This is a genomic window from Variovorax sp. 679 (genome assembly GCF_003952185.1).
Taxonomy (GTDB): domain Bacteria; phylum Pseudomonadota; class Gammaproteobacteria; order Burkholderiales; family Burkholderiaceae_C; genus Variovorax.
This window is the reverse complement of sequence record NZ_RXFS01000019.1, coordinates 1-14,299: the sequence shown is the minus strand read 5'-3', so window position 1 is coordinate 14,299 and position 14,299 is coordinate 1. Positions and strand designations below refer to the sequence as shown.

Here is a 14,299-nt window from a genome sequence, read left to right as displayed (position 1 = left end):
CCCCAACTTGTATATACAGGATAACCCGAAAGGTCATTTTTGGTGCACTTCCTTGGGAAATGCACCCGTTTGCTGTCTAGACAAGAAAGGACACGGGACGGCGGCAACCATTGCAAACCTCGTGCCACAGTGATATCGGCGGCGCTGGGGGACAATCGGCGGCCGCCCTCTTCCACCCTCCCTTCCGACCTTCCCCCGCCCGCTGCCTGTGTCCTCTCTCGCCCCCCAACCCATCGACGTCTCCGGCAGCAGCGCCCCTTCCGACATCCTCCACGAGGTCTTCGGCTACGCGCAGTTCCGGGGGGCCCAGCAGGACATCGTCGATCACGTGGTGGGCGGCGGCGACGCGCTGGTGCTGATGCCCACGGGCGGCGGCAAGTCGCTGTGCTATCAGATCCCCGCCATCGCGCGGCAGCGCGCGGGGCGCGGCGTGGCGATCGTGGTGTCGCCGCTGATCGCGCTCATGCATGACCAGGTAGGCGCGCTGCACGAGGCCGGCGTGAACGCGGCCTTTCTCAATTCCACGCTCGACTGGGAAGAAACGCAGGACGTCGAGCGCCGCATGCTGCGCGGCGAGATCACGCTGCTGTACGCAGCGCCCGAGCGCGTGAACACGCCGCGCTTTCTCTCGCAGCTCGATTCGCTGAAGGAGCGCGGCAAGCTCTCGCTGTTCGCCATCGACGAGGCGCATTGCGTGAGCCAGTGGGGCCACGACTTCCGTCCCGAGTACCGCGCGCTGACGGTGCTGCACGAGCGCTACGCGGGCGTGCCGCGCATAGCGCTCACGGCCACGGCCGACGACCTGACGCGGGCCGACATCGTCGAGCGGCTGCAGCTGGAGGATGCGCGCCAGTTCGTCTCCAGCTTCGACCGGCCGAACATCCGCTACACCATCGTCGAGAAAAAAGACGCCACCACGCAGCTGCTGCGCTTCATCGAGCGCGAGCACGAGGGCGATGCCGGCGTGGTCTATTGCCAGTCGCGCAAGCGGGTGGAAGACGTGGCGGTGTCGCTGCGCGACGCGGGCATCAACGCCCTGCCCTACCACGCGGGGCTGGATGCCGCAGTACGCCAGCAGCACCAGGACCGCTTCCTGCGCGAGGAAGGCATCGTGATGGTGGCGACCATCGCCTTCGGCATGGGCATCGACAAGCCCGACGTGCGCTTCGTCGGCCACCTCGACATGCCGAAGAACATCGAGGGCTACTACCAGGAAACCGGCCGCGCCGGCCGCGACGGCGGCCCCGCCGACGCCTGGATGGCCTACGGCCTGCAGGACGTGGTCAACCAGCGCCGCATGATCGACGAGAGCCCCGCAGGCGAAGAGTTCAAGCAGGTGATGCGCGGCAAGCTCGACGCGCTGCTGTCGCTGGCCGAGGCGAGTGACTGCCGGCGCGTGCGCCTGCTGGGCTACTTCGGCGAGAAGAGCACGCCCTGCGGCAACTGCGACAACTGCCTGAACCCGCCGCAGGTGTGGGACGGCACCGATGCCGCGCGCAAGCTGCTGAGCACCATCTACCGTGTGCAGCAACTGAGCGGCATCAGCTTCGGCGCGGGGCACATCATGGACATCCTGCGCGGCAAGCCGACCGAGAAGGTCAAGCAGTTCGGCCATGAGCGCATCAGCACCTACGGCATCGGCGCCGAGTTCAGCGAAGTGGCGCTGCGCGGCGTGCTGCGCCAGCTGATCGCCACCGGCGCGCTGGCGGTGGACGCGGAAGCCTTCAACACGCTGAAGCTCACCGAAGGCTCGCGCGCGGTGCTCAAGGGCGAGACGAGCGTGACGCTGCGCGAGTCGGTGTCGTCGCCGGCGGAGCGCAAGCCCCGGCGCGAGAAGACGGCCAAGGGCGCACCGCCGCCGGCCGCGGCCAAGCTCGACGAGATGGGCCGCAAGCGCTTCGACGCGCTGAAAGCCTGGCGCGCCGAGGTCGCGAAGGAACACAACCTGCCGGCCTACGTGATCTTCCACGACGCCACGCTGGCCGCCATTGCCGAGCGCGCGCCCGCGACGCTCGAGGACCTGCAGGGCATCAGCGGCATCGGCACCAAGAAGCTCGAGGCCTACGGCGCCGAAGTGCTGAGGGTCTGCGAAGCCTTCTGAGTTCGTAGGAAAGGGGCCCCGCCATGGACACCCGCCAGATGCGCTGCGTGATCGCGATCGCCGAGGCGGGTAGCCTCACGAAGGCGGCCGAGCGGATGGGCCTGGCGCAGCCGGCGCTCACGCAGACGCTGAACCGGCTCGAACAGGAGCTCGGCACGCGGCTCTTCACGCGCTCGCGCCGCGGTGCCACGCTCACCGACGCGGGGCTGGCCGTCATCGACGACCTGCGCGCCAGCCTGGCCTACGGCGACACCGCCACCGAACGTGCCCGCGCGATGGGCGCCGGGCGCGCGGGCCGGCTCACGATCGGCTTCGTCACGCACGCGGTCTACGAGGTGCTGCCTAACGCGCTGCGCCGGCTGCGCGCGGAGCATCCGCAGCTCGACGTGGTGCTGCGCGAGATGAGCAATGCCGAGCAGGTGTCGGCGCTGGAAGGCGGGCGCATCGACATCGCGCTGCTGCATCCGCCGGTGACGGTCACGGCCCGGGTGCACGAGCTGCGGCTGGGCGAGGAGCCGCTGATCGCCGCGCTGCCCTCCTCATGGCCGCTTCATGAGGACGGCTGCGTGTCGCTCGCCGACGTCGCGCGGCACGGACTCGTGTGGTTCCCGGAGCAGCAGATACCCGCCCTGCGCGCACAGCTGCTGGGCGCGCTGCGCCGCGCCGGCCACGAGACGCGCGTGGTGCAGGACGCCAACCGCACGCTGACGGTGCTGGCCTGCGTTGCCGCGGGGCTGGGCTGGTCGCTGCTGCCGCGCTCGGTGCGCGCGCTGCAGCACGAGGGCGTGCGCTATGCCGAGGTGCGCGACGGCGCGGGGCTGCCGGCCTTCGAGCTGTCGGCGCTGTGGCTGGCCCGCTCGCGGCCGACCTTCGCGGACACCTTCGCCGCCATGCTGCGCGGCTGAGGCGCCAGCCTCAATCCATCTGGATCTTGTTGTCCTTCGCGAGCTTGGTCCACTTCGCGATCTCGGCGCGGCGGAAGCTGTCGAGCTCCGCAGGGCTGGAGCCGATCACCTCGGCGCCCAGCGCTTCGAGCCGGCTGCGCACCTCCGGATCCTTGAGCGCGGCGGCGAACTCCTTCGAGAGACGCTCCGCCACCGGCGCGGGCGTGCCGGCCGGAACGAACACCGCATTCCATTCGTAGACCTCGTAGCCGGGCAGGCCGGCCTCGGCCACCGTGGGCAGCTGCGGCAGGGCGGGTGCATGCGCCTTGCCGGTCACGGCCAGCGGGCGCAGCTTGCCGTCCTTGATGAAGGGCATGCTCGAAGCCAGGCTGGCGAAGAACACCGGCACGTGGCCCGACATCACGTCGGTGAGCGCGGGGCCGCCGCCCTTGTAGGCCACGTGCGTCATCTGCACGCCGGCCATCGAGGCGAACAGCTCGCCCGCCAGATGCTGCGCCGAGCCGTTGCCCGACGAGGCGTAGTTGATGCCGCCCGGCCTCGCCTTGGCCTGCGCGATCAGGTCGGCAACGCTCTTCATCGGCGCCGAGGGGTTCACCACCAGCACGTTGGGCACCTTCACCAGCAGCGACACCGGCGCCAGCTCGCGCAGCGTGTCGAAGGGCATCTTGCGCAGCGCCGGGTTCTGCGCGTGGTTGGAGGCGTCGAGCAGCACGGTGTAGCCGTCGGGCGCGCTCTTGGCGACGAGGTCGCCGCCGATGGCACCGCCCGCGCCGCCGCGGTTGTCGATCACCACGGGCTGGCCCAGCTTCGCCGAGAGCTTGGGCGCGACGATGCGCGCCACCGCGTCGACCGTGCCACCGGGCGGATAGCTAACGACCAGCCGCACGGGCTTGGACGGCCATGCCTGGGCATGCGCACTGAGGCCGCCCAGCAACAGGGCCGCGCCGGCAAGCGCGAAGGGAACGGCGCGCAGCAGCCGCGCGCGAGAGATTTCTTTGGTCATTGGTCGATGTCTCCTGTCTTGAACTTGAAGAGCCGCGCGGGCGTGTCGATCAGGATGCGGCGGCGCGCGGCAGCGTCGGGCACCCAGTCGGCCAGCGCCGCATGGGCGGTGGTGTAGTTGGCGATCTCTCGGTGTTGCGTGTGCGGCCAATCGCTGCCCCACACGAGGCGTTCTGGGCCGAAGGCCTTCAGCAGTGCCTTCGCGGCATCACGCGCGGCCGTGGCCGCGGTGGCCACTGGCCAGTTGCGGTAGGCGGCAGAGAGCTTGACCCAGACGCGCCCGCAGGCGGCGGCGCCGAGCAGCCATGCGAATCCTTCGTCGTCAGCGGGCGCCGACGCGGGCCGGCCGAAGTGGTCGACGACCAGCGAACACCCGGCATCAAGCACGGGCTGCGCGGCCAGCGCCAGGTCGCGCGATTCGCGATGCAGCTCCACGTGCCAGCCCAGCGCATGCACGCGGGCGAAGAGCCTTTGCCACTCGGGCCACGAGAAATCGGGCAGCGGCATGCCCACGATGTTGAGGCGGATGCCGACGACGCCGGCTTCAGCCATCATCTGCAGCGTGGCGTCGTCCACCTGCGGATCGACCACCGCGACACCGCGCAGGCGGACGGGGCTGGCGCGCAGCGCGTCGATCAGGAAACTGTTGTCGGTGCCAAGGAAGCTGGGCTGCACCAGCACACCGTGCGAGACACCATGCGCGTCGAGCAGCGCGAGGTATTCGGCCAGCGTGGCTTCGTAGTCGGGCGCATGCCGGCGCGCCGCCGCTAGGGGCAGGCCACGCACGAACACGTGGGCGTGGCTGTCGATGGCTGTGATGGTGGCGGAAGGCACGGCGTTGTCTCTGTCGGATTCGTTGTGCGTCCGCAGGGATGCGGACGTGGGCGAGTATCCGAAGGGCAGCGCCTGTTGGGAACGCGTCTCCCGGTTGCGTTTGGATAAGCGCGGCTTATGGCCGATCGCTCAGTTCGTCGCCGGCAGAGTGATCGGCACCGGTCGCGTCAGCAGGTCGACGTACAGCTCGAAGAAGCGCGCGTTGTCGAACTTCTTCACCACCGTCATCTTCTGCAGCGCCGCGCCCGCGGGCTGCGACGAGTAGCCGATGGAGCGGCCGTTGTCGGCCGCGCCCGGCTTGGCGATCACGTCGACATAGCGCTCGACGGTCTGCGTGGCGTAGCTCGGGTCGATCAGGTAGGCCAGCGTGAGGGTGTCCCAGATGTTCTGGGTGTAGTTCGGGTTGTTCTCGAAACCGTTCTTGCCGTCGAAGCCGTAGCCGTTGAGCTTCTGGAACACGTCGGTCACGGCCGTGGGCTTTGCCGGGTGCGCGATGCGGTCGTAGATGGACTTGGTGAGGAACACGGTGTCGGTCACGTCCAGCGGCACCACCACCTGCGGGATCGGCAGGCGCACCACGAACTGCGCGGCATCGGGGTCGAACCACCAGTTGAACTCCGCGGCCTTGGTGGTGTTGCCGGGCACGTCGATGGCGCCGCCCATGTAGATGATCTTCTTGATGAGCGGCACGATCTCTGGGTTCTTCTTCGCCGCGAGCGCGATGTTGGTGAGCGGGCCGATGGCCAGGATGGTGATCTCGCCCGGGTTGGCTTTCACGGTGTCGACGATGAAGTCGACCGCGCTCTTGCTCTGCACCACCGTGTGCTTGGCGAAGCCGTCGGGCGAGGGCTTGAGGTCGGCGTCGGTCTTGGGCTCGGGGCCGCCCCAGGCGCCGAGGTAGCCGTCGCCGCCGGCGCCCGCGGCCATTTCGGCCTGCACGTCGGCGAAGGTGTGGTTGAGCGCGTAGTTCGCCCCCACGTAGATGCCGATGTTGCCGCCCACGCCGAGCCGCTCCACCGACATCAGCGCGTCGGCCACGCCCTGCTTCAGCCACTGGTTGCCCGAGACCACGCTGATGCCCATGACCTGCACCTTGCCCGATGCCTGCAGCTGCGCGGCCATGACGCCGAGCTGGCCGTCGTCGCTCATGGTGTTGTAGTCGCTGTCGATGATGATCTTCTGCGCGCCGGAGCCGCTGCCCGATCCGCCACCAGCGCCGCCCCAACCCGCGCCGAGGCCGATGCCACCGCCTCCGTCGCCACCACCGCCGCAGCCAGCCAACACCGTGATGACGGCGATGAACATCGCCCCGATCCATTTGCGCATCTTCTCTCTCCTGGTACTAGGAATTTGGTTTTCAGTCTTCGGGCACTGCCGCCTACTGAAATACAAACGTTTGCGCAAAGCTTTGCGCAAACGTTTTCCTACTCTACGGCGCGAACAACGAGGGTGGCAAGCGCCAATGCCTAGGGGTTTTCCGCAAGCCCCCGGAAGGGGCTCGGGAGAGGCTCAGGCCGGATCGGGCAGGTCGATCAGGCGGTTCTCGCGCAGCGGCGAGCGGCCGGGCAGGTAGGGTTGTTCGGCAGCCGGCTCGGTGGCCTTGTCAAGGCCCTGCACGGCGGCCTTCGTTGAACCGACCGAACAGGAGCTCGTGCTGCGCAGCGCAAGCGCCGCAGCGAGCCGCGCCTCGGCCTTGTCGCCCAGCTGATGGTTGAAGTCGTCGGCCACGGTGCAGCCGGCGGTGGGTGCGAAACCGTCGCTGTAGTCGCCATAGCCCTGCTGGTTCACGCCCTTGAACTGGATCGCGAAGTAGGTCGTGCCGCAGTTGTCCTGCGGATAGAAGCCGTAGGGCTTGCCGCAGGTGGTGCCGCCCACGAGGTTGACGGTGACGCCCACGCCGCGCAGGCTGTTGATGACCGATTCGCTCGCCGAGCAGGTGTCGGGGCCGGTGAGCACCGTGACGCGAGACAGGCCGAGCGTGGGCAGCGCCTGGCCGGTTCGGCTGGTGCCGACGAAAGGCGTCAGGGTCTGCGCGACCGTGAGGTGGAACGGGTTCTTGTCGTTGAAGGCCAGTTGCTCGAAGGTCTTGCCCGAGGTCACGCCCGGCGAGGAGATCATGTAGGCGAGCCGGCTCGCGATGAGCAACTGGCCGCCGCCGTTGTAGCGCATGTCGAGCACGAGATCCTGGATGCCGGCCCCTTGCTTGAATGTGTTCACCGCGTCGATGAGCTGCGCCTCGGAGGTCGTGATGTGGTCGTTGAACAGCAGGTAGCCCACGCGGCCGCTGCCGGTGTCGATGACCTGCACGTTCTGCACCGGCGTGCTGGTGACGTTCGCGGCCGTCAGCTGCACGGGAGACTGCGCGACGCCGCCCACCTCGAACGTGAAGGTGTGCGATTCGCCGACGGCCTTGGGCGACAGGGCCCCGTTGATCGCGTTGACGTTGGCGGTGCCTGTGCTGTTGACGACGTCGACGCCGTCGATGGTGAGGATCTTCGCGCCGCGCTTCAGGCCGGCGGTGTTTGCGGGCGAGCTCGGCTCGACGAGGGCGATGCGGATGTCGCGCGGCGGCGAGCTGCGCACCGCAGCCGTCTCCATGCCGTAGCCTGCCGACACGCCGCCTTGCGAGAGCTGGCGGTACACCTCGGTGTTGTAGGTGAAGTGGAAGCGGTCCTTGGCGCGTCCGGAAGACGTGGTCAACGGCGTCTTGAGCACGTTGAACCAGGCGACCGGGGTGGCGTAGTCGGCGGCCTTGAGGGTGGTGGGCACCTCGCCGTACCAGAGATAGGTTTCGTCGATCCAGCCGCGCACCCAGCTCTTCTCGTTGTCGAGCGTGCCACTGGTGTCAGGGTAGGCCCTGCCGGTTTCGGGATTGATGCCGCTGCGCGGCGACGCGCACATACCGGCGACGGTGGCCGAGGCGACGATACCGTCGCCTCCTCCGCTGCTGGCGGGCGGCGTGGTGGTGCCGGGAATCAGCCCGATCGGCAGGCCACCGCCGCCGCCCCCTCCTCCACCGCCCCCGCAGCCCGCCAGCAATAAAGCCGTGGCGAGCGCCGCGCCGGCGGCAGCAACCCATGCACCAGGACGCGGCAACCGCCGCACGTTGTCGACCTCGCGAGAACCCATGTGCTCCTCCTCGTGTCCGTGACGACGGACGGATGTTTCGCGCCGCCCGACGGTGTTCGTCGCTCGCGGTGCGGTTCCCGGGTTTCCGTACCCGGTTGTTCTTCGCGGCCCCAGCCAGCCGCGCGAGCCTGCCGCTACTGCACGAAGCCCATGCCGCGCGATTCGCGCACTTCGGGCTTGATGCGGTGCTCGGCTTCGAGCTGGTCGAGAAACTCGGTCGCGGAGAACTCCGCCGCGAGGATATCGGTCTGCCGTTTCACCGCCGCGAAATCCCCTGGGCACAGTTGTGTCAGCTGCGCGAGCCGCGCGCGCATGGCGCCCGTCATGAGCCCGGCGTCGCCCGAAAGCGCCTCGACGATGAACATGCGCTCGCGCTGCGCGGCGGTCAGCGGCATGAACTTGATCTTGAAGGTGAAGCGCCGAAGCGCAGCCTGGTCGAGCCGGTCGAGCAGGTTGGTGGTGCAGACGAAGACGCCGTTGAAGCGCTCCATGCCCTGCAGCATCTCGTTGACCTCGGTGACTTCGTAGGTGCGCTGCGCACCGCGGCGGTCCTGCAGGAAGCTGTCGGCCTCGTCGAGCAGCAGCACGGCCTTCTCGTTCTCGGCCTCTCGGAACATGGCGGCCATGTTCTGCTCGGTCTCGCCGACGTACTTGCTCATGAGGTCACTGGCCTGCTTCACGATGAGCGGACGGCCCACGGCCCTGGCGATGTGCTCTGCCAGCGCGGTCTTGCCGGTGCCGGGCGCGCCGTAGAAGCACAGCGTGCCGTGCCCGCGCGCCTTCAGCGCCTCGACGATGCGCGGGATTTCGAAGCGGGTCTCGACGTTGAGCATGTCGAGGTCGTAGGTGGTCACGCTGCGACGTTCGCCGCGGCCGGTATCGAGCGTGCCGAGAGCGATGTCGGCATTGCGCAGCTGGCGCTCGATGAGCGCTTCCATCGAGGCGTCGTCGGTTTGCGCGAGCCCTGCGAAGCGCACCGCCGTGCGGATCTGCGCGGGCGTGAGGCCCTTGCGCTCGGCCAGCTTGGCGGTGAATGCCTCGGACACGACCACGCCTTCGAGCGTCTTCTTCACGAGCTGCTCGCGCGCGCCGGGCGGCGGCGACTTCAGCTCGAGGTGATAGGCGAAGCGGCGGCGGAAAGCCGGGTCGATCTGCTCGATGCGGTTGGTGACCCACAGGGTGGGCACGGGATTGGCCTCGAGGATCTGGTTGACCCAGGCCTTGCCGCTGACGCTGCCGCTGGTGGGCGCCGGAATCTGCTCGGCGCGCGCCATGAACTGCGCGGCCTCGGTGCTGATGGGCGGGAAGACGTCCTCGACCTCGTCGAACAGCAGCGCGGCCTGCGCGCTGCCCTTGAGGAACACCTGCGCGATCTGCAGCGAGCGGTAGCGGTCGCGGCCGCTCAGCGAATTGCCGTCGCGGTCGGCGTACTCGACCTCGAAGAGCTCGAGCCCGGCCGCCTGCGCGACGACCTTGGCGAGCTCGGTCTTGCCGGTGCCGGGCGGGCCGTAGAGCAGCACGTTGACGCCCGGTTCCTTGCGCGCGACCGCCGCGCGCAGCAGCGTGACGAGCATCTGGGCGTCTTCCTGCACGAAGGAAAAATCGTGCGGCGTGAGCGCGCTCTTGGCCGAAGGGCGCGTGAACACGGCCATCAGCTCGTTGTGGTCGCGGTACTCGCGCATGAGCACCGGCGGCAGCTTCTCGCTGACCTTCATCAGATCGGCGAGGTCGGTGATGTTGTGCTCGGAGATGAGGTTCTCGACGAGCCCGATGCGTTCGAGCCGCGAGCCCGCGCGCAGCGCCTCGCCCACGTCGCTCGCGTTCACGCCCGCGATGTCGGCGATGGCGGCGTAGGCCTCGGGCGCGTTGTTGACCTTGAACTCGACCAGCAGCGAGCGCAGGTCGCGCTGGTAGCGCGCGAGCGTGCCGTAGAGCAGCAGCGCGCGCTCGGCCTTGTTGAGCTGCAACAGGCCCGCGAGCGCGTCGATGTTCTTCTCGACGAGCGTGGACTGCTTGCGCAGCGCGTGGGTGAGCCAGTCGCGCGTGACGGCCAGCACCGAGAGCAGATCCTTGGGCTGGTCCTTCGCGTATTCGTCGAGATAGAAGAAGAGCGTGCCTTCCTCGTACGGGCCACGCCACACGCCGTGGCGCTCCAGCAGCGTGCGGCCGTCGAAGTCTTCCACGCCCTTCCACGCTTCGTTGCCGGCGCAGCGGCGTCCGAGGAATTCGCGCAGCCGCTGCAGCACGGCCGCTGGCCACACCAGGTGCCGCCCCGTGAGCGAGAGCAGCCCGTTGATATCGCGCCGCACATTGAAGCGCGGCCCCTGCTTGGCGGCGAGCGTGAGCACGAAGTGCGAGCACATGAGCTCGAGCACCGGTGCCTCCTTGAGGCCGGGCGACGGCAATGCCTGCCCGCGTACCGCAGCAGCCACGACATCGACACCCGCACGCTTGGCCATCAGGCAACCTCCAACGAGGACAATTTCGGACAGACCATAACGCAGACTTTTGGCTTCGGGAAGACCAGTAAACGGGAAAAACCCTGATGGGTGCGATTCCAGCCACAATGCCCGCCATGGTCGGAATCCAGGAAATCGAGCGCGCCGCGGCGCGCCTGCAAGGTCAGGTGCTCAACACACCATGCGTGGAGTCACGCACCCTGTCGGAAATCGTCGGTGCGCAGGTGTTCCTGAAATTCGAGAACCTGCAGTTCACATCCTCGTTCAAGGAACGGGGGGCATGCAACAAGCTGGTCGATCTTTCCGAGAACGGTACACGCGGAGTGATCGCCATGTCTGCCGGCAACCATGCGCAGGGTGTGGCCTATCACGCACAGCGGCTCGGTTTGCGCGCACTGATCGTGATGCCGCGCTTCACGCCCGGCGTGAAGATCGAACGCACGCGCGGCTTCGGCGCCGAGGTGGTGCTGCACGGCGACACGCTCGAAGCTGCACGAACCCATGCCTTCGAGCTTGCGCAGCGCGAGGGGCTGACCTTCGTGCATCCCTACGACGACGAGGCGATCATCGCGGGCCAGGGCACGGTGGCGCTGGAAATGCTCGACGCGGTGCCCGATCTCGACGCGCTGGTGGTGTCGGTGGGCGGCGGCGGGCTGATCGCCGGCATGGCGGTCGCCGCGCGCGAACGCAGGCCGGACATCGAGATCGTCGGGGTGCAGACGACGCGCTTTCCAGCCATGGTCAACGCCGTCAAGGGCACGCATCACGCGCAGGGCAACAGCACCATCGCAGAGGGCATCGCGGTTGGTACGCCGGGCGTGCTGACGCAGGAAATCATCGAGAGCAAGGTCGATGACCTGCTGCTGGTGGACGAAGGCGACATCGAGCAGGGCGTGCTGATGCTGCTCGAAATCGAAAAGACCCTGGTCGAGGGCGCGGGCGCGGCCGGGCTGGCGGCGCTGATCCGGCATCCCGAGCGCTTCAGGGGCAAGCGCGTGGGGCTGGTTCTGTCGGGCGGCAACATCGATCCGCTGCTGCTCGCGGCAATCATCGAACGGGGCATGGTGCGGGCTGGTCGGCTGGCCCGGGTGCGTGTCAGCGCGCGCGATGTGCCGGGCTCATTGGCCCGGATCACGGCCACTGTGGCCGAAGCAGGCGCTAACGTCGATGAGGTTCATCACCAGCGCGCCTTCACCATGCTGGCAGCGCAGAACGTCGACGTCGAGCTGGTCCTGCAGACGCGCGGGCGGGCCCACCTGGCCAGCGTGCTGGCCGCGCTGAAGGATGCCGGCTTCGAGGCAGAAGAGCAGCATTGAGCCGCAAGATCAAGCCCGGCGAGCCTGATTCGGGGGCTCGCATCCCCCTAGACCGAGTGGAGATGCCCCGCCGGTAAAATGCCATCAGTTTGTCAATTGCGTATTCGAGGTACTTCCCGATGTCCAATCCCACTCCCGTCGAGCCGAGCCACGGCGCCGCAGTCGAACACGACGCGGTCGAGTCGGTCGTTCACCTGATGCCGCTGGTGCTGCCCCTGGCCGGCGGCGTTCTGATGCTGCTGCTGGCATCGATCGCGGTCTTCATGGCCTGACGCTGACAGACGTTAGCGCCTTTGTCCGCGGGCGGTGCGGCCCGCGCTGACGCAGTCTCCCAAAGCGAAACGTTTTCTCAAACGGACCTCCGTGCCTGAGCTGGCACGGCGTCCCGTTCGGAAAGACGATTTTTCAACTTAGGAGATTTTCCGATGAACGCACCCACGATGAAGGGCCTCACCATTCAGGCGCCCTCATACGTCAAGAACGCGAAACTGATTGCCTGGGTGGCCGACATGGCCGCACTGTGCAAACCCGAAGCCATCCACTGGTGCGATGGAAGCAAGGAAGAGTACGACCGCTTCTGCCAGCAACTGGTCGACGCCGGCACCTTCAGGAAGCTCAATCCAGCCAAGCGCCCCAATTCTTTCCTCGCGGTGTCCGATCCGAGCGACGTTGCGCGCGTCGAAGACCGCACTTTCATCTGCTCCACGGAGAAGGAGAACGCCGGCCCCACCAACAACTGGATGGCCCCGGCAGAGATGCGTGCGACGCTGCAGCCGCTGTTCGACGGCTGCATGAAGGGCCGCACGATGTATGTCGTGCCGTTCAGCATGGGCCCGCTGGGTTCGCCGATCGCTCACATCGGCATCGAGCTCTCCGACTCGCCTTATGTGGCGGTCAACATGCGCATCATGACCCGCATGGGCAAGGCCGTTTACGAAGTTCTGGGCACCGACGGCGAGTTCGTGCCCTGCGTGCATACCGTGGGTGCGCCGCTCGAGGCTGGCCAGAAGGACGTGGCCTGGCCCTGCAACAAGACCAAGTACATCGTTCACTACCCCGAGACGCGCGAGATCTGGAGCTACGGCTCGGGCTACGGCGGCAACGCGCTGCTGGGCAAGAAGTGCTTCGCGCTGCGCATCGCGTCCAACATGGGCCGAGACGAGGGCTGGCTGGCCGAGCACATGCTGATCCTGGGCGTGACGAGTCCCGAGGGCAAGAAGTACCACGTGGCGGCGGCATTCCCCAGCGCCTGCGGCAAGACCAACTTCTCGATGCTCGTGCCGCCCGCAGGCTTCGAAGGCTGGAAGGTCACGACCATCGGCGACGACATCGCCTGGATCAAGCCCGGCAAGGACGGCCGCCTGTACGCCATCAACCCCGAAGCGGGTTACTTCGGCGTGGCGCCCGGCACTAACATGCTGACGAATCCGAACTGTATGGACAGCCTGCATCACGACGTGATCTTCACGAACGTGGCGCTGACCGATGACGGCGATGTCTGGTGGGAAGGCATGGAGCAGGACACCAAGACCCTGCCCGAGCACCTGACCGACTGGCAAGGCAAGGACTGGACGCCGCAGATCGCCAAGGAAACCGGCGCCAAGGCTGCGCACCCGAACTCGCGCTTTACCGTAGCCGCCACGAACAACCCAGCGCTCGACGACGCGTGGGACGATCCGAAGGGTGTGGCGATCGACGCGTTCATTTTCGGCGGCCGCCGCTCGACTACCGTGCCGCTGGTGACTGAAGCCCGCAACTGGGTCGAAGGCGTGTACATGGCGGCGACCATGGGTTCGGAAACGACTGCCGCTGCTGCTGGCCAGCAAGGTGTGGTGCGGCGCGATCCGTTCGCGATGCTGCCTTTCATGGGCTACAACATGAGCGACTACTTCCAGCACTGGCTTAATCTGGGCAAGAAGCTGGAAGCCGCGGGCGCCAAGCTGCCGAAGATCTATACGACCAACTGGTTCCGCAAGGGTGTCGATGGCAAGTTCGTCTGGCCAGGTTATGGCGAGAACATGCGCGTTCTGAAGTGGATGATCGACCGTGTCGAGGGCAACAAGACGGAAGGTATCGACCACATCACCGGCGTGAGTCCGCGTTATGAGGACCTGAACTGGACAGGCCTGAATTTCAGCGCCGAGCAATTCGCTACGGTGACCAGCATCGACAAGGCGGCTTGGGAAGCTGAGTTGAAGCTGCATGCCGAGCTGTTCAAGCAGCTCGAGCACCATCTGCCGAAGGAATTGCCAGAGACGAAGGCCGCGATTGAGCAGCGCTTGGCGGCTTGATTCTGGATTTCCTCAAATAAAAAAGCCCGATGGATTCATCGGGCTTTTTTGTTTCTGTGGAATGCGGTATTCAGAGATTGAAGCGGCCACCGTCTCTTATCTAGTTGCTCCGAACGATATTTTTTCGGAGCTGATTGAGTCATGCGCTGCGGAGAAGAATGGTTCATTCCTGCATAACCTGTAGTGGTTGCTGATTGCTCTGCCCTGGTTCCGAAGTTGTGTGTTTTCGGTGGCGCAAAGCAAAAACCCCCAGCCGATATTC

The 14,299-nt window shown here is 67.0% G+C and carries 10 protein-coding genes; 5 read left to right on the top strand and 5 right to left on the bottom strand.

The annotated features are described in order from the left end of the window. The first annotated feature begins 208 nt into the window (after positions 1 to 208). Both recQ and EJO71_RS31945 read left to right on the top strand, forming a co-directional pair. Positions 209 to 2,101, top strand: coding sequence for a DNA helicase RecQ (recQ, locus tag EJO71_RS31950; protein ID WP_125952694.1), 1,893 nt, complete (start codon positions 209 to 211; stop codon positions 2,099 to 2,101). A 23-nt stretch (positions 2,102 to 2,124) separates the two neighbouring features. Further along, positions 2,125 to 3,006, top strand: coding sequence for a LysR family transcriptional regulator (locus EJO71_RS31945; RefSeq protein WP_125952695.1), 882 nt, complete (start codon positions 2,125 to 2,127; stop codon positions 3,004 to 3,006). A 10-nt stretch (positions 3,007 to 3,016) separates the two neighbouring features. On the opposite strand, the gene EJO71_RS31940 is transcribed toward EJO71_RS31945, so the two are convergent. The 5 genes from EJO71_RS31940 to EJO71_RS31920 all read right to left on the bottom strand — a co-directional run bounded on the left by EJO71_RS31940 (position 3,017) and on the right by EJO71_RS31920 (position 10,430). Further along, positions 3,017 to 4,009 (bottom strand): tripartite tricarboxylate transporter substrate binding protein, encoded by a 993-nt coding sequence (locus EJO71_RS31940; protein WP_125952696.1) that lies wholly within the window; start codon positions 4,007 to 4,009, stop codon positions 3,017 to 3,019. Further along, positions 4,006 to 4,842 (bottom strand): amidohydrolase family protein, encoded by an 837-nt coding sequence (locus tag EJO71_RS31935; protein WP_240651588.1) that lies wholly within the window; start codon positions 4,840 to 4,842, stop codon positions 4,006 to 4,008. Before EJO71_RS31935 ends, EJO71_RS31940 begins: the two co-directional genes overlap by 4 nt. A 129-nt stretch (positions 4,843 to 4,971) precedes the next feature. After that, positions 4,972 to 6,168, bottom strand: coding sequence for a nucleoside hydrolase (locus EJO71_RS31930; protein WP_125952698.1), 1,197 nt, complete (start codon positions 6,166 to 6,168; stop codon positions 4,972 to 4,974). A 183-nt stretch (positions 6,169 to 6,351) separates the two neighbouring features. Continuing rightward, positions 6,352 to 7,971: a S41 family peptidase gene (locus tag EJO71_RS31925; protein ID WP_125952699.1), complete on the bottom strand. Its 1,620-nt coding sequence runs from the start codon at positions 7,969 to 7,971 to the stop codon at positions 6,352 to 6,354. A gap of 134 nt (positions 7,972 to 8,105) precedes the next feature. Beyond that, the gene (locus EJO71_RS31920; protein ID WP_125952700.1) at positions 8,106 to 10,430 is read right to left on the bottom strand and encodes an ATP-binding protein; all 2,325 of its coding nucleotides are present in this window, start codon (positions 10,428 to 10,430) and stop codon (positions 8,106 to 8,108) included. A gap of 116 nt (positions 10,431 to 10,546) precedes the next feature. Here EJO71_RS31920 and EJO71_RS31915 point away from each other — a divergent pair, with 116 nt between their 5' ends. The 3 genes from EJO71_RS31915 (at position 10,547) to EJO71_RS31910 (ending at position 14,037) form a co-directional block, all read left to right on the top strand. Continuing rightward, on the top strand, positions 10,547 to 11,746 hold the full coding sequence (locus EJO71_RS31915; RefSeq protein ID WP_171022585.1) for a threonine ammonia-lyase: 1,200 nt from the start codon (positions 10,547 to 10,549) through the stop codon (positions 11,744 to 11,746). Positions 11,747 to 11,865: 119 nt separating this feature from the next. Then, positions 11,866 to 12,018 carry a hypothetical protein gene (locus EJO71_RS34545; protein WP_164546959.1) on the top strand — a complete coding sequence of 51 codons (153 nt, stop codon included), beginning with the start codon at positions 11,866 to 11,868 and terminating at the stop codon, positions 12,016 to 12,018. A 153-nt stretch (positions 12,019 to 12,171) separates the two neighbouring features. Continuing rightward, a complete protein-coding gene (locus tag EJO71_RS31910; RefSeq protein ID WP_125952701.1) occupies positions 12,172 to 14,037 on the top strand; it encodes a phosphoenolpyruvate carboxykinase (GTP) in 1,866 nt (621 codons plus the stop codon). Positions 14,038 to 14,299: the final 262 nt, after the last annotated feature.

What these genes read in the sequence shown, in the direction of transcription:
- EJO71_RS31945 (WP_125952695.1), top strand. Translation starts at nt 2,125, where the DNA reads ATGGACACCCGCCAGATGCGCTGCGTGATCGCGATCGCCGAGGCGGGT.
- EJO71_RS31940 (WP_125952696.1), bottom strand. Translation starts at nt 4,009, where the DNA reads ATGACCAAAGAAATCTCTCGCGCGCGGCTGCTGCGCGCCGTTCCCTTC.
- EJO71_RS31930 (WP_125952698.1), bottom strand. Translation starts at nt 6,168, where the DNA reads ATGCGCAAATGGATCGGGGCGATGTTCATCGCCGTCATCACGGTGTTG.
- EJO71_RS31925 (WP_125952699.1), bottom strand. Translation starts at nt 7,971, where the DNA reads ATGGGTTCTCGCGAGGTCGACAACGTGCGGCGGTTGCCGCGTCCTGGT.
- EJO71_RS31920 (WP_125952700.1), bottom strand. Translation starts at nt 10,430, where the DNA reads ATGGCCAAGCGTGCGGGTGTCGATGTCGTGGCTGCTGCGGTACGCGGG.
- EJO71_RS31915 (WP_171022585.1), top strand. Translation starts at nt 10,547, where the DNA reads ATGGTCGGAATCCAGGAAATCGAGCGCGCCGCGGCGCGCCTGCAAGGT.
- EJO71_RS34545 (WP_164546959.1), top strand. Translation starts at nt 11,866, where the DNA reads ATGTCCAATCCCACTCCCGTCGAGCCGAGCCACGGCGCCGCAGTCGAA.
- EJO71_RS31910 (WP_125952701.1), top strand. Translation starts at nt 12,172, where the DNA reads ATGAACGCACCCACGATGAAGGGCCTCACCATTCAGGCGCCCTCATAC.